The sequence below is a fragment of the Streptomyces sp. NPDC006643 genome (genome assembly GCF_042870175.1).
Taxonomy (GTDB): Bacteria; Actinomycetota; Actinomycetes; order Streptomycetales; family Streptomycetaceae; genus Streptomyces.
This window is the reverse complement of record NZ_JBIAHA010000011.1, coordinates 182,640-208,403: the sequence shown is the minus strand read 5'-3', so window position 1 is coordinate 208,403 and position 25,764 is coordinate 182,640. Positions and strand designations below refer to the sequence as shown.

Genomic DNA, 25,764 nt, shown 5'->3' with positions numbered 1-25,764 from the left:
TGATTGACTGGCCGCGTGAGCGAGATGATCAGCCTTCCTGACCCCGACCCGGACCCCGTCGGCGCGGGCGGTCCCGCGCGGCAGTGTTCGATGTTTCAGGCGGCGACCGAGCCGTTGGTCGCGCTTGCGTTGCTCGCCGTGGAACTGGATTCCGTGGCACGGCGGTTGGGATTGACCGTCGAGGAGTCGTGGGACGGGCACGGCGCCCTGCGTGCCGCGTTCTTCACCCTGGACGGAACCGACTTCGTCGTCACTCATCACGAGCGCGATCCGGCGGGAACGTACGTCTGGGTCAGGAAGTCCGGGCCCGTCGATCCCGCCGCGCGTACGGCCGTTCTCCTCGCGGCCCTCGGCGTGGGGCCGGAGGCGGTCAGCTACTCGACCTGGGGCGCGGGCACCGATCTGTCGCGGATCCCGGCCGCCTGGAGCCGGGGCAGGGGCCGGCCGGTCGAGTCGCATCAGCGGTTCTGGGAGGGATTCAGCAAGCGGACGGCCATGTACGTCGGCCGTGTCACCTTCGACGGGGTGGCGGCGTACCTCGGCGGTTACGACCACGCCTGCGGCGGCGTGCTGCTGGACGGCCTGCGGGAGTGGCTCGCGGACACGAAGCGGGCCGGGCGGAATCTCGTCTGGTCCGCCCAGGTCGTCGAGATCGTGTTCCCCCAGGGGCGACCCGCCCAGCCGTGGTCACTGGACGAGCACCGGAAGGCGGTCGACGGACTCTTCGCCCTGCTGGACGAGTTCTTCGAGCGGCGGGCGGCTCCTGCCGCGCCCGTCACTCGTCCTGGAGCCGTTCCGCCGCGTATCCCGCCACCACACCCACCACCAGCACCGCGTTCGACATCAGAACGCCCTCCGCCTCCAGGTTCTCCCACTGGATGACCATGTTCAGCGCCTGCGCCGCCACCCCGACCGTGCAGACCGCGAGGGCGTGCTGCGCCTTCGAGTCGCGGAACGGTTCGCGGTGGAACCGGCCCGCCGCCCAGGTGGCCAGGGCTATGCAGACCGCGTTGGGGATGTGGACGAGCATCAGTCTGCCGTTGAAGGTCTCCAGGTTCTCCGAGGTGGCCAGGTGGTCGTTGACCAGCGTGGTCTGGAGGTACTCCGTCAGGAGCAGGACGACGATGCCGGCCGCCCAGGCGCGCGCGAGGGCGAACACCGCCGCTCCGCGCCCCTCCTCCCGTTGGACGGACGCCCCCGGGTAGCCGTACCTCGTCATCGCCAACCGCCTCCATCAGTGCTTGTGCATGTCGGTCCGGGGGCGGGAACCTGAATCCCGCCCCCGGAACCACCGTTCAGACCACCGTGAGAAGAAGAACCGCCGCGAACCCGGCCGCCGCGAGCCCGCAGCCCACCACCAGCACCCCGTACTGGAGCACCGGCGACCAGTGGCCGCGCCCCGCGACCGTCGCCGAGCGGTCGGGCGCGGCCGGGTCGTACGCCACCGTCACCGGGTCGCCGACCCGTATCGACCGGCTCGCCAGATCCTCGAACTCGATCTGGCGGCCGTCCGGCGTACGGAACGCGAAGAAGTGCCGCTGCGCGTCCGAGCGGTTGTACGGCTCCTGCTCGATTCGCACGCAAGTGCCTTCCGCCCGAATACCCGCTCGCAGTGCCCGATTCACGCCCGAAAGGCGACGCGCGTAGTGCGTTGCCAGCCAGCCGAAAAGAAGAATCATGCCGCCGAAGAATAGGTAGTCGCCGCCCGGAACATCCATCGTGGACCCCGCTTAGTTGACCGTGATCGAGTCGATGATTTTCTTCAGATCGCCCTTGCCGAGTTTTCCCTTGACCGCGTCGATCCGTACGGCGTACGACTTGTCGTCGGCGTCGAGGCCCGCGATGATCACGCCGTCGACCCGGGTACCGGCCTTCGGGTTCAGCGCGCCGCCCGGGGTCCCCGCCCCGGAGCCGGTGCCTGAATCCTTCTGGGTGAATTCGAAGTTGACCCGCCGGGCCTCTTCGTCCCCGTCCGGGCCCGCGACCTGGATCTCCTCCTGCTTCCCGAGCGTCGAGCCGAGCGCGACCCCGGCCTCGGCGCCGATCGCCGCCTCCTCCACCGAGTCGGCGTCGGTGAAGTCGAGCTGCACGGTGATCATGCCGATGGTCCCGCTCTCGTCGGAGAGCGTCGCCGCCGCCGCGTTGTACTTGCTGCGCTCACCGGCGCCCTGCTCCTCGAACGCCGCCGGGTGCGCCACCGTGACCGCCGGGGTCTTGAGCGTGCCCCAGCCCTCCGGCACCGCGCCGCCGCCCGAGTCCGCGCCGCACCCCGCGAGGAGCAGCAGGAGCGTCGCGAGCGCGCCGGAGGCGAGGGGCATCGAGGCGATGGGCATGGTCGGGATCCGCCTGGCCATCGTCGTCCCTCTCGTCGTCTTCTTGCTGCTCATGGCGTGTGTGCTCCTGTCCCCGGGATCAGTTCGCACAGTAGCTGTACGGGACATAGCTGCGGTTCTCCCCCTTCGGCGCACCCAGGAACTGCGCGTCGCCCAGGCTCTCCTCCTTCTTCTCGGTGGAGACCGAGAAGCCGAAGCTCAGACCCAGGTTCAGCTCGAATCCGTACTCCGCGGCCTCCGTCTGGCCGGTGTACGTGTTCTTGCTGGACAGGCCCTCGTCGAAAAGGAGTTGGCCGAACGGGTCGTCGTTGCCCGGCCGCTTCGTCGGTGCGTGGTCGTCAAACATGTAGGCGAAGGGCGCCCCGTTGTCGCCGGTGCCGTCGAGCCATTCCTGGGCGATGGCGCGCTGCTTGTCACCCTCGGCGCCGGGCTTGATGACGACGGAGTTGGTGACGACCTCGATACCTGTCTCGTTGTCCGTGCCCTTCACGCTGCCGCTGCCGCCGCGCTTGTCGCCGTCCTTCTTGCCGTTGTCGCCGCCGACCGTGACGCCGTCCTTCGTGGCGCCCTTCTCGACGGTACGTGTCATGTCGATACGCAGCAGCTCACCGGTCGTCTTGTCGTGGCTGACGGTGATGGTGCCGGTCTGCGTCGTCGTCGCGCTCGACTCCCCGCTGACGGGCCCGGCCTCGTAGCCGACCTTGCCCGTGTACTCGATGGCGGCGCTGTACGTGTACGACTTGAGGTTCCGGTAGTTGTTGTCGGTCCACGTCACCTCGGGCGAGAACTTGAAGCTGCCGCCGAGCGTCGCGCTGAGTTTCTTCTCGTCGCCCGCCGAGAGCTTCATACCGCCGGCGGCACTCGCCTCCAGACCCACCTTGCCGTAGCTGATGTGCCGGTTGCCGAGCTTCTCGTCGATGCGCTTGCGCAGCTGCTCCTCCTCGTACAGGGGACCGCTGTCGAAGAGGTAGGCGATGCTGTTCCCGAGCCCGCCGCCACGGGAGTTGGCGTGCCGGTTGGCCAGCTCGTACGTCTTCAGGTCCTCGATGTCCTCGCGGAACGCCGCCGCGTCCTCCTCGCTGTCGAAGACCCAGGTGTCCCCGTTGGTCACCTTGATCCCGGCACCGAGTTCGACCTTGTCCGAGCCGAACTTGCCGACCTTGGCGCCCGGTTTCCAGTCCTTCTTGGCGGCGACGGACGCGGCGTCGGTGAAGGTCATCATCACCTGCTGGTCGTTGTCGTCGACCTTGCCGTCCTTGTTCACGTCGGTCTTGGCCTGGAAGGTCTGCTGCTGGAAGCCGTACTCCTCGCCCCACTCGATGAACAGCAACTTCCCCTTGGCGCCCGCCTTGTCGCTGATCGAGGAGATCTGGCAGAGCGGCGGCTCGTAGTCGGCGTCGGTCTTGGGCGCGGACCGGTTCGGCTTGCCGCCGCCGGGGTCGCACGGTCCGAAGGTGACCAGGCACTTCAACTGGTCGGCGACGGTCCCGTCGACGCCGGTGCCGACCATCGCCCCCGCGATGGCCGCGACGACCACGATCACGCCCACGTACTCGGTGGCGGAGGTGCCGCGGTCGCCCCGTGGTCGCCCTCGTATCAGTTCCCGTCCCATCCGACCGTCCCCCTCGGTGACCGCACAACTTTTCGCGTAATACGGAATCGGAACGGAGCGTACGGACGGCCCGGACCCGGTGGCGTGGGTCCGTGGGCCCAACCCGGACCCAAAGCGGACCAGTTACCTGGTGGGCGCTTCGACGGTCGGCTAGTTTCGGCGTCAAATGAAACATGGGTTAACGGCTGACTGCTTCGCCCGACTTTGGTGGTGCGTACGAAGTGAGCGGCGTACCAATGACATCGGTGAGGTGTTCTCTGTGCGCTAAGTCGTGGATAAAGTGCTGAGCGGTAGTCGAAGTCGAGGGGACTTCACCACCGACCAGGACTATCGAACGCCGAGCAGCAGGGCCCAGCAGTAGCGAAAACCGCGGTCGCCGGAACTCCGACGCCCGAGCTGAACGGGGATCCAGGTGTCAACCGCCATAGCCGTCACGAGTCACGATCTGGTGCTGCCGCCCACCGACCAGCAGACGCCCACGGCGGCCCTGTTGCAGGCCCCGGACGTCCAGCCGCTGGAGGCCGCGCTCGCGGACATGCAGGTCCTGGTGGAGCAGCACGGTTACGTCGTGGCCGTCTACTCCGCCGCCCTCCCGGTGGCGCACGAGCGGCGGCTGTACACCGTGCGTTCCGTCCTGGAGAGCGACCGGATCGCCCTTCTCAAGCTGGATCTGCCGCCGCTGGGACTCGCCGTACTCGTGCGGCAGCTACGGCAGTTGTCCATCTGCGACTTCAGCGCGGGCGTCGTCGCGTCGGCGGCCCGGCTGCTCTCGCACTACATCCACGCCGGTGCCCTCCTCAACTCGGTCACCAAGCTCGACCATGTCCCGGTCAGCCTCAAGTCGCACGCCAAGTCGTGGGTGCCGGGCTCGCAGTTCGGTGTCCTCGCCAACCCCGACCCCCAGTTGATCAAGATCGGCAACGGCGAGCTGACCGGTCCTGAATTCGGCACGCAACTTCTGGTCGGAAAGGGACAATTGCAATCGGACTGGGTGACCGCGACACTCGCGCCCGCCTGGCAGGTGCAGGGGGTGCAGGAGATGGCGCTTCTCGCGGATTCCCCACGCTGGTGGGGAACGTCCAAGATGATCGAATTCGCCGCGTTCCTGCCGGATATCTCCGTTCTTTACCAGCTGGTTTCATCCGTACGGCGAGAGGTGTGTTCCTGGTGCGGTCTCGAACTCATCGGTGATCGGTGCGGATTCTGCTCCGCGCCGCTCTCCCCGGCCGAGAACCAAAGAGAAGGTTCCGGTGTCCTGACCCAAGGAGCACCCATGCGCCCCGGGCCGTAGCCCGCCCGGCAGGCGGGCCGTAGTCCGCCTGGAGGCGGTCCGTACGAGCCGGTGGCGGTCCTCGTCCCGTGCCCGACCAGTCACTCCCCGTCCCACGTCTTCGAACGAGGTTGTCCCGCTCATGAATTCACGGCAACGCCGCGGCATCATTCTCCTTCTTCTCTCCGTCCTCTGCGCCTTCGGCGCCTTCGCCGGCGTGCTCTCGGTGATCAGCGACGTGAATTCGAAGGTCGGACCCGAGGTGCCCGCGTACCGGCTGAAGGCGGACGTGGCTCCGTACACGGCGCTTGAGGAGGGGCAGTTCGAGAAGATAGAGATGCCCAAGCGCTGGCTTTCCGACAACGCGGTCACCGACCTCGCCGTCGTCAACGGCAAGATCGCCGTCACCCAGCTCAAGAAGGGGTCGCTGCTCCAGGACGACATGATCGTCAAACGGCCCGCCCTCGCCAACGACGAGCAGGAGATCGCGATCATGATCGACGCCGCCACCGGTGTGGCGGGCAAGATCAACGCGGGCGACCTGGTCAACATCTTCGCCACCTTCGCCGCCCAGAACGAGGGCGACGACGCGCAGTCCCGGATCATCGTGCCCAACGCCAAGGTCATCGACGTCGGTTCACTGACGCCGCTGGAGCCCAAGGACGACGACGACCGCAGCAGCGGCCCGAAGACCGCCGTCCCGATCACCTTCGCCCTCAAGACCAAGGACGCCCAGCGCGTCGCCTACGCGGAGTCCTTCGCACAGCACGTACGCCTCGCCCTGCTTCCCGACGACAGCCCCACCACGCTGCGCCCCGGGGAGAGCACCTACACCCTCGAAGGGGACAAGTGAGGGACGAATGACGACCAGAATCCTTCCGGTCGTCGGCGATGCCGACGCCGCCAGATCCATCACCACCCTGCTCAGCCAGCTCCCCGACGCGGAGCCGGCCGGGCCGGTCGGTGACTCGACCTCGCTGATCGACACCCTGGCCAGGCTGGCCACCGAGTCGATCGACGAACTTCCGGAAGTAGTTCTGGTACATGAGCGGATCGGTCCGGTCCCGGCACTGGAGCTGATCCGGGAGGTGGCGCTCCGTTTCCCGGCGGTCGGGGTCATCCTGGTCACCGCCGACGTGAGCCCCGGCCTCTTCTCGGCCGCGATGGACTCGGGCGCGCGCGGGCTGGTCGGCCTCCCCCTCTCGTACGAGGAACTCGCCCAGCGCGTCCAGGCCGCCGCGGCCTGGTCCGTGGGCGTACGGCGCCATCTCGGCCACGGCGGCGACGTGTTCACCGGCCCCGGTGGCACCGTCGTCACGGTGAGCGGGGCGAAGGGCGGCGTCGGTACGACGGTGACCGCCGTCCAACTCGCCCTCGCCGCCAAGGCGTCGGGCATGTCGGTGGCGCTCGCCGATCTGGACCTCCAGGCCGGTGACGTGGCCTCGTACCTGGACGTCCAGTTCCGCCGCTCGATCGTGGACCTCGCCACCATCCAGGACATCTCGCCCCGCGTGCTCCAGGACGCGGTGTTCACCCACCACACCGGTATCGGGCTGCTGCTCGCGCCGGGGGAGGGGGAGCGGGGCGAGGAGATAAACGACCGGTCAGTGCGCCAGATCGTCAGCGCCCTGCGCAACCGCTACGAGGTCGTGATCGTCGACTGCGGCACCCAGACGACGAGCGCGAACGCGGCGGCGATCGAGATGGCCGACACCTCCCTGCTGGTGGCCACGCCGGACGTGGTCGCGGTACGGGCGGCCAAGCGCATGGTCAAGCTCTGGGACCGGCTACAGATCCGCAAGGCGGAGGAGACGACGATCGTGGTGAACCGCTATATGCGGAACACCGAGATCCAGCCGCCGCTCATCGAGAAGATCACCAGCACCAAGGTGTCGCGGGTCGTCATCCCGGCCAACTTCAAGGAGCTGCACGCGGCGGTCGACGCGGGCCGGATGCAGGACCTGGAGCCCAAGTCGACGGTGAAGCAGGCGCTTTGGGCGCTCGCCGGCGAGCTGGGCCTGGTGAAGATTCCCGAAGGCGCGCAGAAGCAGGGGAAGTTCAAGGGGGACCGGGGCTCGGTCGGGGTTCGGCGCGGAAGACGAGGCTGAGGGGGCACGTTGAACCATGGGCAATCCACAGATACGGACAGCTGAGCGCGGCGGCGTACGTCGCGTGCGCGGCGTACGAGGCGGGGTACGTCGCGTCCGGGCCGCGCTGCGGGCTCGCGACGACCGCGGTCAGGCCGCCGTCGAGTTCACCGGTGTGATCCCGCTCATCCTGGTCACCGCCGTCCTGCTCTGGCAGGCCGCGATGATCGGCTACACCTTCTCCCTCGCGGGCAACGCGGCGGACGAGGCGGTCCGGGCCGGGACCGTGGCGGAGGCGCCCCGGACGCGCACCGACGCGTGCCGGGAGGCCGGCGAGAAGAACCTGCCGGAGGCTTGGAGCGCCGACATCCACTGCCAGGAGGACGGCGACCTCGTCAAGGCGGAGGTCGACCTCGACATCCCGTTCCTCTTCCCCGGATCGATCAACATCCCGTTCACCAGTGTCCCGGGCCGGTCGGCCGCCGTGAGGGAGAGCTGACATGCCGAAGCGATCTCCGCAGCCCCAGGACAGCGACAGGGTCAGGGGCAGGGCCGGCGCCAGGGGCCGGTCCGAGGACAGGGCGCGTGACGACCGCGGCCAGGCCGCCGTCGAGTTCGCCGGCCTCATCACCCTCCTGCTCTTCGTCGGCCTCGCCGCCATCCAGCTCGGCCTCGCCGCGTACGCCGTCCAGCAGGCCGGTACGGCGTCCCGCGCCGCCGCCCGCGCCGCGTCCCAGTACGACGGCGGCTACAAGGACGTCGGCAGGGCCTCCATGAGCGACTGGCTCGCCGACGGCGCCGACATCGACTCGGCCTGGTGCTTCGGCGACGAGGTCGAGGTCACCGCCCGCGTCGCCGTCCCGTCGATCCTGCCGGACGTCTTCGACTTCGAGGACGCCGAGAGGAGCACCACGATGCCCTGCGACTGACCGGCGTGAGCCACCGGCGTGTACGGCACGTACGCACGCACCACCCGAGCATCACACCGGCACCACCTGGGAGTTGAGGACATGAGCCTGAGGGCGCGCATCAGCAGCCCCGATCCGGCGAACGGACGCAGCGAGGAGAGTCTGCTCGTCGGCGTCTACCGGGCCAAGCTCCTTGAGGAGATCGACCTCGCGGAGATGTCCGCGCTGGCCGCGGCCGAACGCCGGGCCAGGCTGGAGCGGGTCCTCGGCCACATCATCAGCCGCGAGGGCCCCGTGCTCTCCTCCGGCGAGCGCTCCCAGCTCATCCGCCGCGTCGTCGACGAGGCGCTCGGCCTCGGCATCCTGGAACCGCTGCTCGAAGACGCCTCCATCAGCGAGATCATGGTGAACGGCCACGAGCAGGTCTTCGTGGAGCGCAGCGGCCGGCTGGAGATGCTGCCGATGCGGTTCGCCTCCAACGAACAGCTGATGCAGACCATCGAGCGCATCGTCTCCACCGTCAACCGCCGGGTGGACGAGGCGAATCCGATGGTGGACGCGCGACTGCCGTCCGGCGAGCGTGTCAACGTCATCATCCCGCCGCTGTCCCTGAGCGGGCCGATCCTCACGATCCGGCGCTTCCCGAGGGCGTTCACCCTCCCCGAGATGATCGCCCTCGGCTCGCTCGACGAGCAGATGATGCTCCTGCTGTCCGGGCTGGTCCGCGCGAAGTTCAACGTCATCGTCTCCGGCGCCACCGGCACCGGCAAGACGACCCTCCTCAACGCGCTCTCCGCTCTCATCCCGTCCGGCGAGCGCATCGTCACCATCGAGGACTCCGCCGAACTCCAGCTCCAGCAGCCGCACGTCATCACCCTGGAGACCCGCCCCGCCAACGTGGAGGGCAAGGGCCAGGTCACCATTCGCGACCTCGTCCGCAACTCCCTGCGTATGCGCCCCGACCGCATCATCGTCGGTGAGGTCCGTGGCGGCGAAACGCTTGACATGCTCCAGGCGATGTCGACCGGTCACGACGGCTCGCTCGCGACCGTGCACGCCAACAGCGCCGAGGACGCGCTGATGCGTATGCAGACCCTGGCATCCATGTCGGAGGTCGAGATCCCCTTCGTGGCGATCAAGGACCAGATCAACAGCGCCGTCGATGTGATCGTGCAGCTCACCCGGCACGCCGACGGCTCCCGCCGGCTCACCGAGATCGCCATCGTCGACTCGCACGGCCGTGAGGAGTACCGCATCGTGTCGGTCTGCCGCTATCTCGCCGAGCCCATGACCACGGACGGCCAGGTCAAGGGGCAGTTCGAGTACTACCCCATGCCCCGCCGGATCGCGGAACGCCTCTACATGCGGGGAGAAGCCATCCCGCCCGCCTTCGGGGTCGCGCAGGCCGAGGGCGAGCTGACCGTCCGCAAGGCGATCGCCTGATGCCCGCGCCCGCGCCCGAGCCCCGGCCCGCGCCCGCACCCAGGCCCGCGTCCGCGCCCGCCACCGACCACCGCCCCTGTCCGCCGCTCACCCAGAAAGTCCCCGCACGACATGGATAATCTTCCGCTCCTGACGATCGGCATCACACTGCTCACGTGTGTGCTCGGCGTCGTCGGCGTGCACATCTACGCATCGGGCAAGGCCCAACACGAGGCGCTCGTCGAGCGGATGTCCCACACGGGGCAGCTGACGCCGGGCGGCCGGCAACGCCGCTTCGGGGCCTTCGACCGCCGGCTGCGCCGGACGACCTTCGGCAAGCGCGTCGAACGCAAGATCACGGTCACCGGCCTCGATCTGACGCCGGGCGAGTATCTGGTCTACATGGCGGCGGGACTGCTGGGTCTCTACTTCATCGTCGGTGCCATCTTCGCCACGTTCTTCGGCGTACTGGCCGCACTGGCGGGTCTGTGGGGCGGCAACGCGTTCCTGAACTGGCAGCGGGTCAAGCGGACCGAGGCCTTCATCAACCAGCTGCCCGAGCTGACACGCGTACTCGCCAACGCGACCCAGGCGGGCCTCGCGATGCGCACCGCACTGGTGATGGCGTCGGAGGAGCTGGACAATCCCGCGGGTGAGGAACTGCGCAAGGTCGCCGACCAACTGGCCATCGGGCACACGCTGGACGACGCGCTGGACGAGCTGGCCGAACGGCTCCCGTCCCGCGAACTCGTCGTCCTCGTCACCACACTGGTCCTCTCCAGCCGGGCCGGCGGCCAGGTCGTGACCTCGCTGCGCAACCTCACGGAGACGCTCGAAGAGCGCAAGGAGACCCGGCGCGAGGTCAAGACCGTGCTCTCACAGATCCAGGTCACGGCACTCGCGGTGCCCCTGATCGGTCTCGGCTTCCTCCTGCTGATCAACAACATGACACCAGGGGCGCTGGACAAGATGACCGGTGCCACGGTCGGGCAGGTCGGCACCATCCTCGCCTTCGCGCTGTACGCCGTCGGATACATCGCCATCCGGCGGATGTCCCGGATCCAGGTCTGAGAGGGGGCTACGACATGGGACTTCTACTCGCAGCGGTCCTGGGACTCGCCGTGTACGGCGTCTTCCAGGGGATCCGCCTGTACCGGGCCGACGCCAAACTCCCCGGGGACCTCGCCGTCGCACTGGAGGTCGGCGCCACCCGGACCACCGCGGTCGGCTCCGGGATCGACCGGCTCGGCATGCGCTACGCCCCCTCCGTGCTGCGCATGATGGGCCCGAAGCGCGTCGACGCCATCCGCCGCCGCCTCGACATGGCCGGCAACCCCGGCGGTATGACGGTCGACCGCTACGCGGCACGGCGCGCGGTCTACGGCTTCCTCGGGGCGTTCGCCTGCTTCGCCCTGGTGATCCGCGGTCAGCTGCCCCTCGGCATCTTCGCCCTGGTCTTCGGATTCGTCTGGACCGACGTCATCATCCGGGCGGCGATCCGCAAGCGCCGCGACGACATCGAGCGCACCCTGCCGGACTTCCTGGACGTCCTGGCAGTCGTCGTCTCCGCCGGCCTCGGCTTCCGCCAGGCGCTGGAGCGCGTCGCGGAGAGGTACAAGGGCCCGTGGGCGGACGAACTGCGCATCACCCTGCGCCAGATGGACATGGGTGTGAGCCGCCGGGAGGCCTTCGACCATCTGCGCAGGCGCAACGACTCCGACCAGGTCTCGATGTTCGTCACCGCTCTCCAGCAGGGCGAGGAGCTGGGCGCGCCCATCGTCGACACCCTGATCCAGATCGCCAACGACATGCGGCGCACCGACTCGCAGAACGCCCGCCGCAACGCCGCCAAGGCCGTCCCGAAGACCACGCTCGTCGTCACGATGGTCATGCTCCCGGCCACCATGATCCTCATCGTTCTCAGCTTCTACTACGGCTCCGGCGTCGACTTCGGGAACATCCTCGGCTGACCCGACCGGCGCCGGACCGGGCACAGCTCATCGACGACCGAGCAGGAGGTGAGTCACCATGACCGCGAGAATGGCCATCCTCAGAGGTGGTATCGGCAACGAGCCCATCGGCTCGACCGCCGGCACGCCCTCGCACGTGCCGTCACTGCCGATTCAGATCAACGCCCTCCAGGCGCTGTGCCGTCAGGTGTTCGGTTTCCGGCTGGCGATGATCGCGCTGGCGTCCCCCTTCGCGCTGCAACGGACCGCGCAGGGTCTCGCCACCTGGCTCGTCGCCTCCGCCGTGGTCGCCACCTTCATGCTGTCGTACCTGCTGTTCCGCGACTGGGAACGCTTCGGACCCATCCTCCTGCGGCACCCGGCGCTGCTGGCCGCGGACTCGGTGGTCGGTGCCCTGCTGCTGATCACCGCATCCCCGGACTCGACACTCGCGTACGTCACCATCTGCACCCCGCTGCTGGCGGGGCTGGTCTACGGCTGGCGCGGCGCCGCCCTGTTCGCGGTCCTGCAAGCCCTGATCGTGGCGGGCGCCTACGCCGTCAACTCCGAGATCGAGGTGGGATTCAGCGCCCTCCTGCTCCCCGGCCTGTGTGTCATCGCCGGCGCCGTGGGCAGCACCCTGCGCAATCTGATGCTCGGTTTCGGCACCGCCAGCCAGGCCCTCACCGAGGCCCGCGCCCGGCTCGCCGTCACCGGCGCGGTCGAGGAGGAACGCGCCAGGCTCGCCCGCGAGATGCACGATTCGGTCGCCAAGACCCTGCACGGACTGGCGATGGCCGCCGACGGACTCGCCAGCACGGCGGACCGGATGGACCCGCTCACCGTCAAGCACCAGGCCGAGCTGGTCGCCCGCTCCGCCCGCCGCGCCGCCGCCGAGTCCCGCGAACTGCTCTCCGACCTGCGCCGGGAGTCCGGTCTGGACGGCGGAGTCGACGTCGTCGCCGAACTCCGGGCGCGCACCGAGGACTTCACCCGGCGCCACGGCCTCCCGGCGGCCTTCCGGCGGCTCGGCGACTCGGCGAGCCCGCCCATCCCGCACGCCGTGGCCCGGCACGCCCTGACCATCGCCACCGAGGCCATGGAGAACGCGAAACGGCACGCGAGCCCGACGTACGTCGACGTATCGGCCGGAGTGGTACGCGACGTGCTGCGCATCAGCGTGTACGACGACGGCAAGGGCCTGCCGGACGGCACCTCGCTCGAAGACCTCCGCCGCGCCGGTCACTTCGGCCTCGTCGGGATGGTGGAGCGCGCGGCGTCGATCGGGGCCCGTATCCGCATCGGCAGGGGCCGGGCGGCGCGGGGTACGGAAGTACGGCTGGAACTCTCGCTCAACGCTCTGGGCCTGCCCCGGAACGCGCACCCGCAGCACCCCGCACCCCTGCTCAACTGACCAACCGCCAGACCTGCCAGACCCGCCCGACCCGCTCGATTCATCCGACCCACTCAACCCACCGTCCCCACCCATGGAGAGGAGGCCGCAGCCATGCCGGACGATTACTCGCGCAGCTCCGGGCAGCACTGGACGCAGCAGTCACACGTATCCCAGCACTCGTCCTCGCACGCCACACCGCTCAGCTCGGAGCACACCGCCGGGGTCCCCACGTCAGCACCGCCGGCGGCATCCGGAGGATTCCCCGCCCTGCCGGGCCCGATGCCCACGGCGCCCGCGCTGCGCGTGGTGATCGCCGACGACAACCCGGTCGTACGGGCGGGCCTCACCGTCCTGCTGTCCGGCCGCGACGACATCGAGGTCGCCGCGGAGGCGGCCGACGGCCGCCAGGCGTACGAACAGACCGTCCAGCACCATCCGGACGTCATCCTGCTGGACGTCCGGATGCCGGGCGTCGACGGGATCTCCGCCCTGCCGCATCTGGTGCGGCTCGCGCCGGTCCTGATGATGACGTACAGCCGCGAGAGCGAGATCGTCCACGAGGCGCTGCGGCTCGGCGCGGGCGGCTATCTCGTCCACGGCGAGTTCACCGCCGACCAACTGGTCGCCGCCGTAAGGGACATCAAGCAGGGCCGGGCCCACTTCACCCACTCCGCCTCCAGCGCGCTGCTGGCGAGCGTGCGGGGCGGCGGCGGTACGGACCCGGGCTCCGGCGCGCTGCCCGAGGGACTCGGCACGGCGTTCACCGGCCCCGGCTACCAGCCCGCCCCGCCGGTCCATTCATCTGCAAACGCACACGCCGGTCATGGGCACCCGCCGTACGTTTCTCCGACAAACCGGCAAGTAACACCTGTTGATCGGGAGTTGAACCCGCAACAATTTGCTCAAGGGCCTTCGCTTTCGCAAGCGAATATGGCACATTCTCCTCAAGGACAGGCGGCGTCGGGGATGCCCGGTGCGGCCGGGGCGACCGGGGCACCGGACGGCCTCTACTCGGAGCTGAGCCAGCGGGAGGTGGAGATCATGGATCTGATCGCGTCGGGCATGACCAATCAGCAGATCGCCTCCGCCTGTTTCATCAGCCAGAAGACCGTCAAGAACCACATCAACCGCATCTTCGCCAAGCTGAACGCGGGGAGCCGGGGCGAGGCGATCGCCTTCTGGCACGGGACACGAGGGGGGTCGGCCGGTCGTGGCTGAGCGCGCTTCGGGCCCCGGGGACCGGGCTGCCGAGAAGAGAACCAAGTCGAGCGTCCGGGGCCCGAGTTGGGCCTTCGGACAGTTGGTCGAGGGCCTCCCTCAGCCGTATGTTTCTCCTGCCGCCAACGACTCCGGCCGGGAGGAAGCCGGATTCACGGGCGGCATCCAGGACTCGTACGAGGGGGAATCTCATGTCGAAGGTCACGCTGAAGGCCGCCACCCACGTCAAGACCGGCGTCAAGGCGCTGAGACGCCGGAGCGACAAGGGTCAGGGCACGGTCGAGTACGTCGGGGTCCTCGTGCTGGTGTCGCTGATCATCGCGGCGATCGTCGGCTCGGGCGTCGACGAGTCGATCGCGGAGGGTCTCTCGAACACGGTGGGCGAGATTCTCGGCGGGGGCGAGTGACCCGACGCACCACCCGTGAGACCGGGCAGGCCGCTCCCATCTACGTCACGATGGTGACGGGCCTGCTCTTTCTCGCGCTCGCGTTCTTCGCGGTGGGCCAGGCGGGCGCCACGCGCAACGGCGCGCAGTCCGGCGCCGACGCGGCAGCGCTGGCGGTGGCGCAGGAATCCCGGGACCAGTTCGGGATCGAGCTGCTCGCCAACTTCTTCACCCCCGGCTATCTCGACGACATCTTCAACGGCAGCCCGAGCGGCCCCTTCGTCGGCTGCCAGGAGGCCCGGCTCCTCGCGGAGAAGAACGATGTGCGGCTGTCGCAGCGCGGATGCGATAGGGCCGGCGGTGGCCGATGGGGCTTCACCGTCGAGGTCGAAACCCTCGAACCGATGGGCGAGAGCATCCTGCCCGGCACCGAGGACAAACGAGCCAGGGCCACGGCCACGGCGGTCGTCGTACCCCGCTGCGAGTTCAGGCCGGCGGTGGAGGACGACGACGGGGGAGAGGACTCCGAGCCCGAGGAGGGCGAGGAGGAGGAGCCTTCGCTGCCCGGTGAACTCGTCTGTGACGGCAACCCCCTCGATCTGGACCCCGAAAATCTGGTGCTGCCCGACATGTCTGTCCTGTTCTCCGTCCGACTGGCCGAAGACTGACCGCGAGTGAACGCAAAGGATCAACACTGATGAATATGCGGCATGGAACGAAGGCCCGTAGGGCCGCGGGTTGCGCCCTCGCGGCCTTGGCGCTGACCGTGTCTCTGACGGCGTGCGGCAGTGGCGACGACGGCGCGAAGGACGACGGCGCGTCGTCGTCCGCCCCGAGCGGGGACAAGTCGAACGACGACGACAACGGCGGCGGCGACACGGTGCCCGACACCAGCCAGACCCTCGCCACCATCAACGGCAACGACGGCATCCAGCTGGTCGTGCACACCGCCGTCCGTGACCAGGACGGTTTTCTGACGGTGACCGGGACGATCAAGAACACGACCGGGGAGCGAGTGGGCGCCCCGATCTCCTGGAACGGTGACGAGAGCCAGGTCCGGCGGACCGGCAGGTCGTTGGCGGGTCTGACACTCGTGGACAAGAAGGAGAAGAAGCGCTACTACGTGCTGCGCGACACCGAGGGCTATCCGCTGACCACGACGGGCATCTCGTCCTTGAAGGCCAATGAGAACATCGGCGTCTTCGCCCAGTTCCCGGCGCCCCCGGAGGGCACCACCGAGGTCGATCTCCTGATGCCCTCCATGCCCGCCGCGACGATTGAGATCTCCTGATGCCTGCGACCGCACGCAAGAGCCGGGCCTGCGCCCGGCCTGCGGCAGCCGCCATCGCCGCGGCCGTGCTGTTCACCAGCGTGCAATTCACCATGGCCACGGGCGCGTACGCCGACGAGACGCCGAGCACCCCGCCGGGCACCGAGGCGACCTCACCGCCGCCCGAGGTCAACGGCGAGTCCACCGGGCTCAAGCTCCGGGACGGCGCCACGCTCGCGCCGGCGAAGGTGCTTCCGCTCATCTCCGTCGTCGAGTCGGAGGGGGGCGAGGAACGCCGTGAGGACACCAGCGAGTCGGTGAAGTTCGCCCTCCAGGCCGAGGTCCTCTTCGGCAAGGACAGCGCGAAGCTCTCCAGCGCGGCCAACGCCCGTATCGCCGCCGTGGCGGCGGAGATCGAGAAGCAGGGCGCCCAGAAGGTCCGGGTCTTCGGCTTCACCGACAACCTGGGCTCGTCCGCCCACGGTGACGTCCTCTCCAAGCAGCGCGCGGAGGCCGTGCACGGAGTCCTGGAGAAGGAACTGGCCGCCGCCGGGATCACGTACGAGATCCGGGGTTACGGCGAGCAGTACCCGATCGCGGACAACAGCAACGAGGAAGGCCGCAAGAAGAACCGCCGCGTGGAGATCTCCTTCCCGCGCGGCGAGGTGGACAGCTCCCAGAGCTGACCCGCCCGTGCCACGTCGTGCTCACACGGCCGGTGTCGTATGGATGTCACATACGCCCCGGCCGTGTCGCGTGTCCGCCCCGTCCCATCCCGCGCGCCTGTCAGGCCCAAGGCGCCCTTTGGGCCCGGGGTTTGGGCCTTGGGGCCTATGCGGGGGGTCCGGTGCCGCCGTACGTTTCTCATGTCGCCAGCGAGACCGGCCAGGAGGAAGCCGGAAGCGCGGACGGCATCGAAGACTCGTACGAGTTGGCCGGTCGCCGGCCGGCCGACACAAAGGGGAATCTCATGTCGAACGTCACGCTGAAGGCCGCCGCCAACGTCAAGGTCTACGTCGGTACGTGGACGAACACCGCTGTCACGGCGATGAAGCGGCGCGGCGACAAGGGCCAGGGCGCGGTCGAGTACGTCGGTGTGATCGTGCTCGTGGCGCTCATCATCGCGGCCATCGTCGGCTCCGGCGTCGACGAGTCGATCGCCGAGGGCCTTTCGAACACCGTTGACGAGATCCTTGGCGGCGGAGAGTAACCCCCCACAACCTCCGCAGAGCAGGCCCGTCGGCATCGCTGATCGATGCCGACGGGCTTTCTCTTGCCCTGCCCCGCTTGCCCTGACCCGCGTCTTCCGCCCGCTATGAGTCCGCCGTTGGGTCCTCGGGCCCATGACCGGAACAGGTCGGCGTCGTAACGTCGCCCTTATGGTGTCATCGGGGGTAGTACGCCGGATTCGGCGTCGGGTTCGGGGCGCTCTGCCACGGACCGGCGTCAGGTTGCTGGGGGCCCTGCGCAGCTCGCAGCGCGGCCAGGGGGCGATCGAGTACGTCGGCCTGGTCGTCGTTGTCGCGGCGATCGTGGGCGCGTTGGTCGGTACGGGGGTCGGGCCGGCCCTTGCCGAGGGGATCAGCACGCAGGTCTGCCGGATCACCGGCGGTGGTGACTGCGGTGGTGGCAGTGGCACGGTCGCCGAGGACGACGACGGCGGCGGGGAAGAGATTCCCGCCGACGGCGCGGCCGACGGCGGCAACGGCGCGGACGGCGACCCCGGCGACGGTGGGAAGTCACAGGTCGAGCTGGACTACGACGCGGCGCTGAAAGAGCTTCAGGACGCTCAGGCCGCCGAGAAGAGCGACAGCGACAAGACGAAGGAAGCGGCGAAGGAACTCGCCAGGATCCTGGCCGACGAGCTCGGCATCACGGACGCGCTGGACTGCATCACCAAGGGCGACATGGGCGCCTGCACGGAAACCCTGGTCAATGTGCTTCTCAGCATCGTCGGCGGCGCCGTGGGCAAGCTGGCGGCGAAGTACGGGGCCCCGTGGAAGTGGAAGAAAGCCGTTGAGCTGGTCAAGAAGCTCAAGAAGCACGGCGGGGACCTGTACGACGGCCTCAAGGGGCTGATCAAGAACCGCAAGCGGGTCGACGACGCGGAGGACGGACTCGCCGACGCCAGACGCAGACTCGACCAGGAGAAGAAGGACAAACCCAAGGACGGCGACAGCCCGGGGTCCTGCGCCGTCAACCACAGCTTCCTGCCCGGGACTCCTGTGCTGCTTGCCGACGGCAGACGTCTGGCCATCGACAAGATCCGGGTCGGTATGCGCGTCGTCGCCACCGACCCCGGGACCGGCCGGACAGCGGCCCGGACGGTCGAGCGGACCATCACCACCCACGACGACAAGGACTTCACCCGCCTCACCGTCGCCACGAGCAGCGGACCGGCCGCCGTCACGGCCACCGACACGCACCCGTTCTGGCTGAGCGACCAGCGGCGCTGGGCGGACGCCGGGGACATCGAGGCCGGCGACCACCTCCGTACGCCCTCCGGTACGTCCCTGGAGGTCACCGCCGTCGCCCGCCGCACCGAGCGGCAGACCACGCACGACCTCACCGTCAGCGGTATCCACACGTACTACGTCTACGTCGGATCCGCCCCGGTCCTGGTCCACAACCAGGACATCTGCGAACCGCTGACGCGCAAGCAGCTCGACGAGGCGTACGAGGCCAACAACACCGAGAAGGTCCTCGACCATGTGTTCAACAAGGAGGATCACGGTTTCCAGGACCTGGTGAGGAATTCGGGCGGCCGTGAAGGGGCGATGAAGAAGATCGTGGACAGTCTGGGCGACGGACCGATGACACAGAAGCCCGGAGGCCGGCCGGGGGAGTTCGAACTGGACCGTGTCATCGACGGCGAAACCGTCACCATTCGTGGGCGTATGGTCAACGGCGTCGTCAGGATCAGTACGGCATTCATCCCGGCCAAACGCCCGAGGTAGTCATCCGATGGATCAGCAGGAGCAGCGGAAGCAGCAGGACCGGTACGACTCCGAGCGCGCCGCGGTCAAGCGGCTCGCGCGGGAGGAAGGCACGGCCGAGCGCCAACTCGACTATGTGCAGGTCGTGTTCGGCCTTGAGTGGTTCGACGAGGAGGACGCGGCGGTGGCCATGGTGGGAGACCTGGTCACCGCGGACGAGGGGAATCCCCGTGCCGTACTGCTCCACTCCCACAGCGCGCTGCATCTGCTGATGGACGACGAGAGCATCGAAAAGGCGCGGCGCCTGCTGACCGCCGTTCCGGTGGAATCCGCCTATCGGCCCATGGCGGCCATGCACTTGGCGGCGATCAACGAATGGAACGGCGTCGGAAGCAGTGACCGGGAACTCACCTTCCGGCTCATCTCGGAATCGGTCGAACGCGCGCCGGAATTCGTCTCGAACAACGCCTGGCTCGGCCGGCTCCTCGCGAAACGCGGCGAAACGGCCGAGGCCAGGCGCCATCTGACCCGGGCGAAGGCCAACATCCTGCCGAAGGGGGAGGCCAGAGACCGGCTGTCGGTGGTCGAACGGGCCTGGCACGAATGCTTCACCGGCCGGCTCTCCACACCGGTCGGAATCGAGCTGGACCTCGACAAGCTCGGCTGATCGGCGGGGGCCCGGCCGGCCGAGGCCAGGAGAGCGGGAAGCGAGAGAGGGGATTTCGATGAGGACGCGGACGGCGCGTATGTCACGCCGCACCGGCACGGTCGCCGCCCTGACCGTGCTCGTACTGGGACTCACCACCGCGTGCGGCGGCGCGGACAGCGGCGACGAGGACTCCGACAAGCCACGGAAACCGGACGCCGCGGCCAGCGCCACGACGGAGGCGAAGGACCCGAACGACCCGAAGGACCCGGGTCAGGTCTCCGAACCGCCGGCCCTGGAGGAGCAGCCGAAGACGGTCGATCCCAAGGTGAAGGGCGTCGGCGCCGGCGGCGGCAAGGAGTTGACCGAGGCCGAGCTGGACACGGCGGTACTGGCCACCGGCGACGTGTCGACGTTCAAGGTGGAGCCGATGGGCGGTCCCCCCGCGCAGGGCGAGACGGCCGACGACCCCGACTGCGCCCCGCTGACCGCGATGATCAACGGCCGGCCCGAGCCCGAGGCCTCGGCGGCCGTCTACCGCCAGCTCATCGGCGCGAGGACCGGCCGCCCCGCCATCTCCGAATTCCTCACCACCCACGGCACGCGGGGCGCCGCCACGCTGCTCAGCCGGCTGGGCGACGCGGTCAAGGCCTGCGAGGACGGCTTCGGGGGAAGCGGCGCGGACAGCCCGTCGACGTACTCGGCCGTCCGGCGCGTCGACGTCCCCAAGGCGGGCGACGACACTCTCGCGTATGTGGTGACGGGCGACTTCGAGGGCGACCCGGTGCCGCTGGTGTTCCATGTCGTACGCGTGGGCGGCACGGTCGCGACCTTCTACACCGCGAACTTCGAGGGCGCCGCCACCCCGGAGATCCCGTCGATCCTGCTCGCCACCCAGGCGGCGAAGCTCAAGTAGCGCGCCCGGCGCGGGACTACGCGTCCACCGTCAGCCGTACGCCCGGCCGCACACCCCACCGTTCCATCTCGCCCGCCTCCGCCTCCAGCACATGCCGGGCCCGCAACCGGGGGAGCGGCAGCCGGCCGGGCTTCAGGGTGTGGACGTCCACGACCCTCAACTCCTTGTCCAGATACGCCACATCGATCGTGAAGCCCATCCGGAACGTGTGCACACTGCTGCACGGCGTGATCAGCAGCGCACCGTCGAGCCCGGTCCGCCCGAGCAGGCCGCGCCGCCGTGTGCCGTACGAGGCGGCGATCTCCAGCTCCACCGGCTCGTCCCGGCCCTCGACCGTCATTCTGCCCCTGCCGTTCTGCCATTTGCCCATGGCGCCGACCATACGACCCGACCGCACGGCTCTCCGCCGGGACGGCCGGAACTGGGCCCGGAGACCGCCCGATGTGGGCCCCTGGACCTATGAGCCGCGCCGTGGACGGCTCTAAGGTCGACCCTGTGTACGCCACGCTGATCGTCGTCGCCGTCCTCTGGGGCTCGGCCACCGGGCTGCTCCTGCCGCGCGCCGCGTACCGGCTCTCCGTCGAGCCGGAGGCCGCGTACCGCGACAGCTGCGAGGCCGGACACCCGATCACCGGGCCCGCCAACGGCTGGCTGGGAACGGCAGGTTGTACGACCTGCGCGGCGGCGGGCGGCGTGGTCACGGCCGCCGGCGGGGCCGGGCGTACGGACTCCGCGGCCACCGCGTCCCCGGGGCGGGCGGAGGCCGGCGAGGCCCTGATGCCCGCACACGCGGACACAGCCGCACACGCGGACACCGCCGCACACGCACACGCGGACACAGCCGCAGACGACGGCACCTCCGACGAAGACCCCGCACCCGTCCTGCGCGGCGCGCGCTACGTCCCCTCCCTCCCCGTCACCCTCGGCACCGCCCTCGTCTGCGGCGTCCTCGCCGCCGCCACCGGCCCCCGCCCCGAACTCGCCGTCTGGCTGCTGCTCGCACCCTTCGCCGTACTGCTCGCGCTCGTCGACCGCAATGTGCACCGGCTCCCCGACCAGCTGACCCTCCCGCTCGCCGCGGCCTCCGCCGTGCTGCTCGGGATCGCCGCGCTCCTCCCGGAGGACGGCGGCTCCTGGCCGGCCGCGCTCCTGGGCGGACTCGTGCTCGGGGCCTGCTACTTCGTCCTCTTCCTGATCAACCCGAACGGCATGGGCTTCGGCGACGTCAAGCTCGCGCTCTCGCTCGGCGTCGTGCTCGGCTGGTACGGCTGGCTGGTGCTGTTCGTCGGCGCGTTCGCCGGGTTTCTGTTCGGCTCGCTGTACGGCCTCGGGCTGATGGCCCTGCGCCGGGCGAACCGCAAGTCCGCGATCCCCTTCGGCCCCTTCATGATCGCCGGGGCGCTGGTCGGTGTGGTGCTCGGCGCGCTCGCCGCCTAAACCGTTCGCGGCCCGTACGGCGTTCCTGTCACCATCTCCCCATGCCCACCGAGCCCGGCCGCCCCCACCCGAGCCCCCGCTCCCGTACCTTCGACGACCTGATCGCCGAGGCCGAAGCCGTCTCCGTCGACGGTTGGGACTTCTCCTGGCTGGACGGGCGGGCGACGGAGGAGCGGCCCCCGTGGGGCTACGCCCGTGCCATGGCCGAGCGGATGAGCCGTGCCACCGCCGCGCTGGACATCCAGACCGGCGGTGGTGAAGTCCTCGCCTCCGTACCGAAGCTGCCGCCGCTGACCGTGGCCACCGAGGCTTGGCCGCCGAACGTCGCCCGCGCCACCGCCCTCCTGCACCCCCTCGGCGTGGCCGTCGTGAGCGACGACGACGAACCGCCGCTGCCCTCCGCGGACGCGGCGTTCGATCTCGTCGTCAGCCGCCACCCGGTGCGCGCGTGGTGGACCGAGATCGCCCGGGTCCTGCGGCCCGGCGGCGGCTACTTCTCCCAGGAGGTCGGCCCGGCCAGCGTCTTCGAACTGGTCGAGTACTTCCACGGGCCGCAGCCGCCCGAGGGCCGCGCCGCGCGCGACCCGGAGCGGGCCAGGGCGGCGGCGGAGGCGGCGGGGCTCGACGTGGTGGATCTGCGGACGGCGTCGCTGCGCACCGAGTTCCACGACATCGGCGCCGTCGTCTACTTCCTGCGGAAGGTGATCTGGATGGTGCCCGGCTTCACGGTCGGCGGGTACCGGGACCAACTCGCCGCCCTGCACCGCCGTATCGAGACGGACGGCCCCTTCGTGGCCACCACGACCCGCTTTCTGATCGAGGCGGTCAAGCCCTCCTGAGAGACGGCCCGCACCTCCCTACGCGTGCGCGCCCACCGACACCGGTCCGACCGTCAGCCGCGGCGTGCCCCGAAGGATCTCGCCCGTCCGCTCCACCTGCTCCTCAAGTTCCGCGCGCCGCGCGGCGGGCAGCGTGCCGGGCAGCGGTTCCACCGTCACGTCGAGCCACTTCCCGGAGCGGCGCTGGTGCCACACCCCGGCGACGACCCCGTCGATCAGCAGCACGGGGAAGTTCCCGGCCTGCCCGCCCGCGAGCGCCCGCTCGTACGCCGCGCCCGCGAAGAGCCGTGTCCTCGGCTGGGACGCGATGGTGAAGGCGTCGAAGTAGGGCAGGAGCCGTACGCCCGGGTCCGGCCGCGCGGCCGGGAAGTCCGTGTCACCGGCCACCACCCACGCCGGGCCGCCCGTGTGGTCGACGCGCTCCGTGCGGCCCTGCGCGGCGAGCCTGTCGAACAGCTCACCGGCCCAACCGACCGGAGCCGTGAGCCACTTGGCGAAGTGCTGCGGGGTGGCGGGGCCGTACGCGTACAGATAACGCTCCACCAGCCCGGCCAGCGCCACCGGTCCCGGCAGCGGTGTGAACCCCGGCAGCAGCCGGTGCGGGTTGGTGTACGTGACCTTCCGCCCCCGGTTGGGCCCGAAGCAGAGCGCGCCGCGGTGCGCCGCCGTGTGGGTCATCTGCCGCCACCGCGGCCACTTCGTCTGGAACGCGTCCATGACCCGGTCCCCGGCCCACGGGCCCGTGCGCGCCACGATCTCGTCGGTCAACTCGTCGACGGTCAGGTCGTCGTCGGCCAGCGCGTCGGCGATGGCGCCGACGACCTGGTCCGTCTCGTCCTCGCTCATGCGCACAGCCGGCGGCATGGAGTTGCGTCCGGCAGGCAGGGCGGAGAGCGCGCCGGTCCACAGCGGCAGGTCGGCGGAGGGCAGCAGATGTACGGTGCCGCGCGGCCCGTACGTCTTGACCAGGCTGCCGTCCTGCCACAGGGCGGTCCGCACCGACTCCCGCGTCGCGCCGCCGGCCAGCCGCAGCGCCACCGACTGTTCGGCCGCCGACAGGACCTGCGCGTGGGCGCCGACCATGGCGGCGGTGACGGCGGCGGGGCCGCCGTCCATGGGTGCGGCGAGCCCCTGCCTGGCCAGCCGCCGGGCGTTGGCGGCGGCCCAAGTCACCCGCACGCCACCGGTTCCGGCGCCGGATTCGCTGTTCTTCGTCGTCATACGGCCCACCCTAGGAAGCCTTTAGGACAGTTCCCGACCGCATTCGGCCGCCCCCTCCGACCCTCTCGTACACTTCCCTGTGACGGAGTACTGCCGCAAAGGTAAGTATCGGCATCTGGCGAGGAGTTGGCAGTGACAGGACAGCCCGAAAGCCCCTTCAGCTGCGGTCTCGACGCGGCCGTCGCCGTCGTCGGCGGCAAGTGGAAGCCGATGATCCTGTGGGCGCTGGACGCCGGCGACGTGCTGCGCTTCGGCGAACTGCGCCGGCACATCGTCGGGGTCAGCGAGAAGGTGCTCATCCAGCAACTGCGCGAGCTGGAGTCCGACTCCATCGTGAAGCGCGAGGTCTACCGCGAGGTGCCCCCGCGCGTCGAGTACTCCCTCACCGAGCTGGGGCGGGCGCTGAACGCGGCGCTGGTGCCGCTCGGCGAGTGGGGCCACACCAACATGGACGCCATCGTCGCGAACAAGGAGAAGGCGGTGGGGAGAGTCGCCGCCGTCTGAACCGCCCCCCCCGACTACTCCCATCGGGTGGCGACTTCTCGCCAATCAGAAGCCCTGGACAGCGGCCTCAGGCCCGCTGTCCAGGGCGTTCTACGTGTTGGACGCAGCAATCCGGCAACTCCGGAGCGTAGCGGTGGTCCTGGGTGGCACGCGGCACCACTTACGAAGGGTTATGGTGGAAACCCCCCCTCGGGCCGGTCCGTATCCCCCCCACGGACCGGCCCGTTTTCTGTCTCCACACCTCGTCCGCACCTCGTCCGCACCTCGTCCGCACCTCGTCCGGTCCCGGACGCGGTGCGCGCGGTCAGTTCCGTCCGGCCCAGATGTTGGTGCCCTCGGTGTCCACGGCGAAGGAGTCGATCTCCTTCAACTCGTCGGCCGACAGCGTGGCCCCGGACAGCGCCGCGACATTCTCCTCCAGCTGCTTCACGCTGGACGCGCCGATCAGCGCCGACGTCATCCGCTCGTCGCGCAGCACCCAGTTGATCGCCAGCTGCGCCAGCGACTGACCGCGCCCCCGGGCGATCGCGTCGAGCCCGTTCAGCCTCCGCACGACCTCGTCCGACAGCAGGCCCGGGTCCAGCGACTTGCCCTGGGTCGCCCGCGACCCCTCCGGAATCCCCTTCAGGTACTTGTTGGTGAGCAGCCCCTGCGCCAGCGGCACGAAGGAGATGCAGCCCATACCGGCCGCCTCCAGGGTGTCCAGCAGACCGTCGTCCTCGATCCAGCGGTTGATCATCGAGTACGAGGGCTGGTGGATGAGCGCCGGCACGCCCATCTCCTTCAACAGCCGCGCCGCCTCGGCGGTCTGCTCCGCGTTGTACGACGACACACCCACGTACAGCGCCTTGCCCTGCCGCACCGCGGACGCCAGCGCGCCCATCGTCTCCTCGAGAGGCGTGTGCGGATCGAAGCGGTGCGAGTAGAAGATGTCGACGTAGTCGAGGCCCATCCGCTTCAGCGAGGCGTCCAGCGACGACGTCAGATACTTGCGGGAGCCCCACTCCCCGTACGGGCCCGGGTGCATCAGATATCCGGCCTTGGTCGAGATGATCAGCTCGTCCCGGTAGGCCGCGAAGTCCTGGGCGAAGAGCTTGCCGAAGTTCAGCTCGGCCGATCCCGCCGGGGGACCGTAGTTGTTCGCCAGGTCGAAGTGGGTGACCCCGAGGTCGAAGGCGCGGCGCAGGATCGCGCGCTGCGAGTCGAGCGTCCGGTCGTCACCGAAGTTGTGCCAGAGGCCGAGCGAGAGCGCGGGCAGCTTGAGGCCGCTGCGTCCGCTGCGGCGGTACTCCATGGAGTCGTACCGGTCGTGGGCTGCGAGGAAGGAGGCGGAATCAGTCACGAGTCCTTCCCTATCACGGACTTGTGACAGACCGGGTTGGGCCGTCGTGCCGCCCGCGCAGTAATGTGACGG

29 protein-coding genes are annotated in these 25,764 nt (G+C 69.5%); 22 read left to right on the top strand and 7 right to left on the bottom strand.

All coding sequences use genetic code 11. The annotated features are described in order from the left end of the window. The first annotated feature begins 15 nt into the window (after positions 1-15). The gene (locus ACFYNU_RS17220; RefSeq protein ID WP_356594717.1) at positions 16-882 is read left to right on the top strand and encodes a hypothetical protein; all 867 of its coding nucleotides are present in this window, start codon (positions 16-18) and stop codon (positions 880-882) included. On the opposite strand, the gene ACFYNU_RS17215 is transcribed toward ACFYNU_RS17220, so the two are convergent. From ACFYNU_RS17215 to ACFYNU_RS17200, 4 genes are all read right to left on the bottom strand, one after another. Further along, positions 776-1,219, bottom strand: a complete 444-nt coding sequence (locus tag ACFYNU_RS17215) for a hypothetical protein (RefSeq protein ID WP_356594719.1) — start codon at positions 1,217-1,219, stop codon at positions 776-778. The genes ACFYNU_RS17220 and ACFYNU_RS17215 overlap by 107 nt on opposite strands. 76 nt (positions 1,220-1,295) lie before the next feature. Beyond that, a complete protein-coding gene (locus ACFYNU_RS17210) occupies positions 1,296-1,718 on the bottom strand; it encodes a DUF3592 domain-containing protein (RefSeq protein ID WP_356594721.1) in 423 nt (140 codons plus the stop codon). 12 nt (positions 1,719-1,730) lie between these two features. Next, positions 1,731-2,387, bottom strand: coding sequence for a hypothetical protein (locus ACFYNU_RS17205; RefSeq protein ID WP_356594723.1), 657 nt, complete (start codon positions 2,385-2,387; stop codon positions 1,731-1,733). A 25-nt stretch (positions 2,388-2,412) separates the two neighbouring features. Beyond that, positions 2,413-3,945, bottom strand: coding sequence for a hypothetical protein (locus ACFYNU_RS17200; RefSeq protein WP_356594725.1), 1,533 nt, complete (start codon positions 3,943-3,945; stop codon positions 2,413-2,415). Positions 3,946-4,357: 412 nt separating this feature from the next. On the opposite strand from ACFYNU_RS17200, the gene ACFYNU_RS17195 reads away from it, so the two are divergent. The 18 genes from ACFYNU_RS17195 (at position 4,358) to ACFYNU_RS17110 (ending at position 20,349) form a co-directional block, all read left to right on the top strand. Beyond that, positions 4,358-5,236 carry a hypothetical protein gene (locus ACFYNU_RS17195; RefSeq protein ID WP_356594726.1) on the top strand — a complete coding sequence of 293 codons (879 nt, stop codon included), beginning with the start codon at positions 4,358-4,360 and terminating at the stop codon, positions 5,234-5,236. A 121-nt stretch (positions 5,237-5,357) separates the two neighbouring features. Beyond that, complete coding sequence (gene cpaB, locus ACFYNU_RS17190; protein WP_356594728.1) at positions 5,358-6,068, top strand: Flp pilus assembly protein CpaB; 711 nt, start codon at positions 5,358-5,360, stop codon at positions 6,066-6,068. Positions 6,069-6,075: 7 nt separating this feature from the next. Beyond that, positions 6,076-7,323, top strand: coding sequence for an AAA family ATPase (locus ACFYNU_RS17185; RefSeq protein ID WP_356594729.1), 1,248 nt, complete (start codon positions 6,076-6,078; stop codon positions 7,321-7,323). A 16-nt stretch (positions 7,324-7,339) separates the two neighbouring features. Next, a complete protein-coding gene (locus ACFYNU_RS17180; protein ID WP_356594731.1) occupies positions 7,340-7,801 on the top strand; it encodes a TadE family protein in 462 nt (153 codons plus the stop codon). Between the two features lies 1 nt (position 7,802). Further along, complete coding sequence (locus ACFYNU_RS17175; protein ID WP_356594733.1) at positions 7,803-8,231, top strand: TadE family protein; 429 nt, start codon at positions 7,803-7,805, stop codon at positions 8,229-8,231. Positions 8,232-8,312: 81 nt separating this feature from the next. Then, on the top strand, positions 8,313-9,653 hold the full coding sequence (locus ACFYNU_RS17170; protein ID WP_356594735.1) for a CpaF family protein: 1,341 nt from the start codon (positions 8,313-8,315) through the stop codon (positions 9,651-9,653). A 111-nt stretch (positions 9,654-9,764) separates the two neighbouring features. Continuing rightward, entirely contained in the window at positions 9,765-10,703 is a 939-nt protein-coding gene (locus ACFYNU_RS17165) for a type II secretion system F family protein (RefSeq protein ID WP_356594737.1), read from the top strand. A gap of 14 nt (positions 10,704-10,717) precedes the next feature. Beyond that, positions 10,718-11,602: a DUF5936 domain-containing protein gene (locus tag ACFYNU_RS17160; RefSeq protein WP_356594739.1), complete on the top strand. Its 885-nt coding sequence runs from the start codon at positions 10,718-10,720 to the stop codon at positions 11,600-11,602. A gap of 58 nt (positions 11,603-11,660) precedes the next feature. Beyond that, positions 11,661-12,995: a histidine kinase gene (locus tag ACFYNU_RS17155; RefSeq protein ID WP_356594741.1), complete on the top strand. Its 1,335-nt coding sequence runs from the start codon at positions 11,661-11,663 to the stop codon at positions 12,993-12,995. Between the two features lie 93 nt (positions 12,996-13,088). After that, entirely contained in the window at positions 13,089-14,195 is a 1,107-nt protein-coding gene (locus tag ACFYNU_RS17150) for a response regulator transcription factor (RefSeq protein ID WP_356594743.1), read from the top strand. A 191-nt stretch (positions 14,196-14,386) separates the two neighbouring features. Continuing rightward, positions 14,387-14,602 (top strand): hypothetical protein, encoded by a 216-nt coding sequence (locus ACFYNU_RS17145; protein WP_356594745.1) that lies wholly within the window; start codon positions 14,387-14,389, stop codon positions 14,600-14,602. Next, on the top strand, positions 14,599-15,249 hold the full coding sequence (locus ACFYNU_RS17140) for a pilus assembly protein TadG-related protein (protein WP_356594747.1): 651 nt from the start codon (positions 14,599-14,601) through the stop codon (positions 15,247-15,249). The genes ACFYNU_RS17145 and ACFYNU_RS17140 overlap by 4 nt, the downstream gene beginning before the upstream one ends. 98 nt (positions 15,250-15,347) lie before the next feature. Beyond that, the gene (locus ACFYNU_RS17135) at positions 15,348-15,872 is read left to right on the top strand and encodes a hypothetical protein (RefSeq protein WP_356594749.1); all 525 of its coding nucleotides are present in this window, start codon (positions 15,348-15,350) and stop codon (positions 15,870-15,872) included. Beyond that, positions 15,872-16,537 carry an OmpA family protein gene (locus ACFYNU_RS17130; protein ID WP_356594751.1) on the top strand — a complete coding sequence of 222 codons (666 nt, stop codon included), beginning with the start codon at positions 15,872-15,874 and terminating at the stop codon, positions 16,535-16,537. Before ACFYNU_RS17135 ends, ACFYNU_RS17130 begins: the two co-directional genes overlap by 1 nt. 284 nt (positions 16,538-16,821) lie before the next feature. Further along, positions 16,822-17,061 carry a hypothetical protein gene (locus ACFYNU_RS17125; RefSeq protein WP_356594753.1) on the top strand — a complete coding sequence of 80 codons (240 nt, stop codon included), beginning with the start codon at positions 16,822-16,824 and terminating at the stop codon, positions 17,059-17,061. Between the two features lie 241 nt (positions 17,062-17,302). Further along, positions 17,303-18,808 (top strand): polymorphic toxin-type HINT domain-containing protein, encoded by a 1,506-nt coding sequence (locus ACFYNU_RS17120; RefSeq protein ID WP_356594755.1) that lies wholly within the window; start codon positions 17,303-17,305, stop codon positions 18,806-18,808. Between the two features lie 7 nt (positions 18,809-18,815). After that, positions 18,816-19,454, top strand: a complete 639-nt coding sequence (locus tag ACFYNU_RS17115) for a hypothetical protein (RefSeq protein WP_356594757.1) — start codon at positions 18,816-18,818, stop codon at positions 19,452-19,454. A 79-nt stretch (positions 19,455-19,533) separates the two neighbouring features. Then, on the top strand, positions 19,534-20,349 hold the full coding sequence (locus tag ACFYNU_RS17110; protein ID WP_356594759.1) for a hypothetical protein: 816 nt from the start codon (positions 19,534-19,536) through the stop codon (positions 20,347-20,349). Positions 20,350-20,365: 16 nt separating this feature from the next. Here the strand turns inward: ACFYNU_RS17110 and ACFYNU_RS17105 are convergent, their stop codons facing one another. Then, positions 20,366-20,719 carry a DUF192 domain-containing protein gene (locus tag ACFYNU_RS17105; RefSeq protein WP_356594761.1) on the bottom strand — a complete coding sequence of 118 codons (354 nt, stop codon included), beginning with the start codon at positions 20,717-20,719 and terminating at the stop codon, positions 20,366-20,368. 125 nt (positions 20,720-20,844) lie between these two features. Between ACFYNU_RS17105 and ACFYNU_RS17100 the strand changes: the two genes are divergently transcribed. Both ACFYNU_RS17100 and ACFYNU_RS17095 read left to right on the top strand, forming a co-directional pair. Next, complete coding sequence (locus ACFYNU_RS17100; protein WP_356594794.1) at positions 20,845-21,786, top strand: A24 family peptidase; 942 nt, start codon at positions 20,845-20,847, stop codon at positions 21,784-21,786. 41 nt (positions 21,787-21,827) lie between these two features. Further along, positions 21,828-22,625: a class I SAM-dependent methyltransferase gene (locus ACFYNU_RS17095; protein WP_356594763.1), complete on the top strand. Its 798-nt coding sequence runs from the start codon at positions 21,828-21,830 to the stop codon at positions 22,623-22,625. 18 nt (positions 22,626-22,643) lie between these two features. Here the strand turns inward: ACFYNU_RS17095 and ACFYNU_RS17090 are convergent, their stop codons facing one another. After that, on the bottom strand, positions 22,644-23,846 hold the full coding sequence (locus ACFYNU_RS17090; RefSeq protein ID WP_356594764.1) for a winged helix DNA-binding domain-containing protein: 1,203 nt from the start codon (positions 23,844-23,846) through the stop codon (positions 22,644-22,646). 132 nt (positions 23,847-23,978) lie between these two features. Here ACFYNU_RS17090 and ACFYNU_RS17085 point away from each other — a divergent pair, with 132 nt between their 5' ends. Then, positions 23,979-24,350 carry a helix-turn-helix domain-containing protein gene (locus tag ACFYNU_RS17085; RefSeq protein WP_356594766.1) on the top strand — a complete coding sequence of 124 codons (372 nt, stop codon included), beginning with the start codon at positions 23,979-23,981 and terminating at the stop codon, positions 24,348-24,350. A 304-nt stretch (positions 24,351-24,654) separates the two neighbouring features. On the opposite strand, the gene mgrA is transcribed toward ACFYNU_RS17085, so the two are convergent. Beyond that, positions 24,655-25,692: an L-glyceraldehyde 3-phosphate reductase gene (gene mgrA, locus ACFYNU_RS17080; protein ID WP_356594768.1), complete on the bottom strand. Its 1,038-nt coding sequence runs from the start codon at positions 25,690-25,692 to the stop codon at positions 24,655-24,657. Positions 25,693-25,764: the final 72 nt, after the last annotated feature.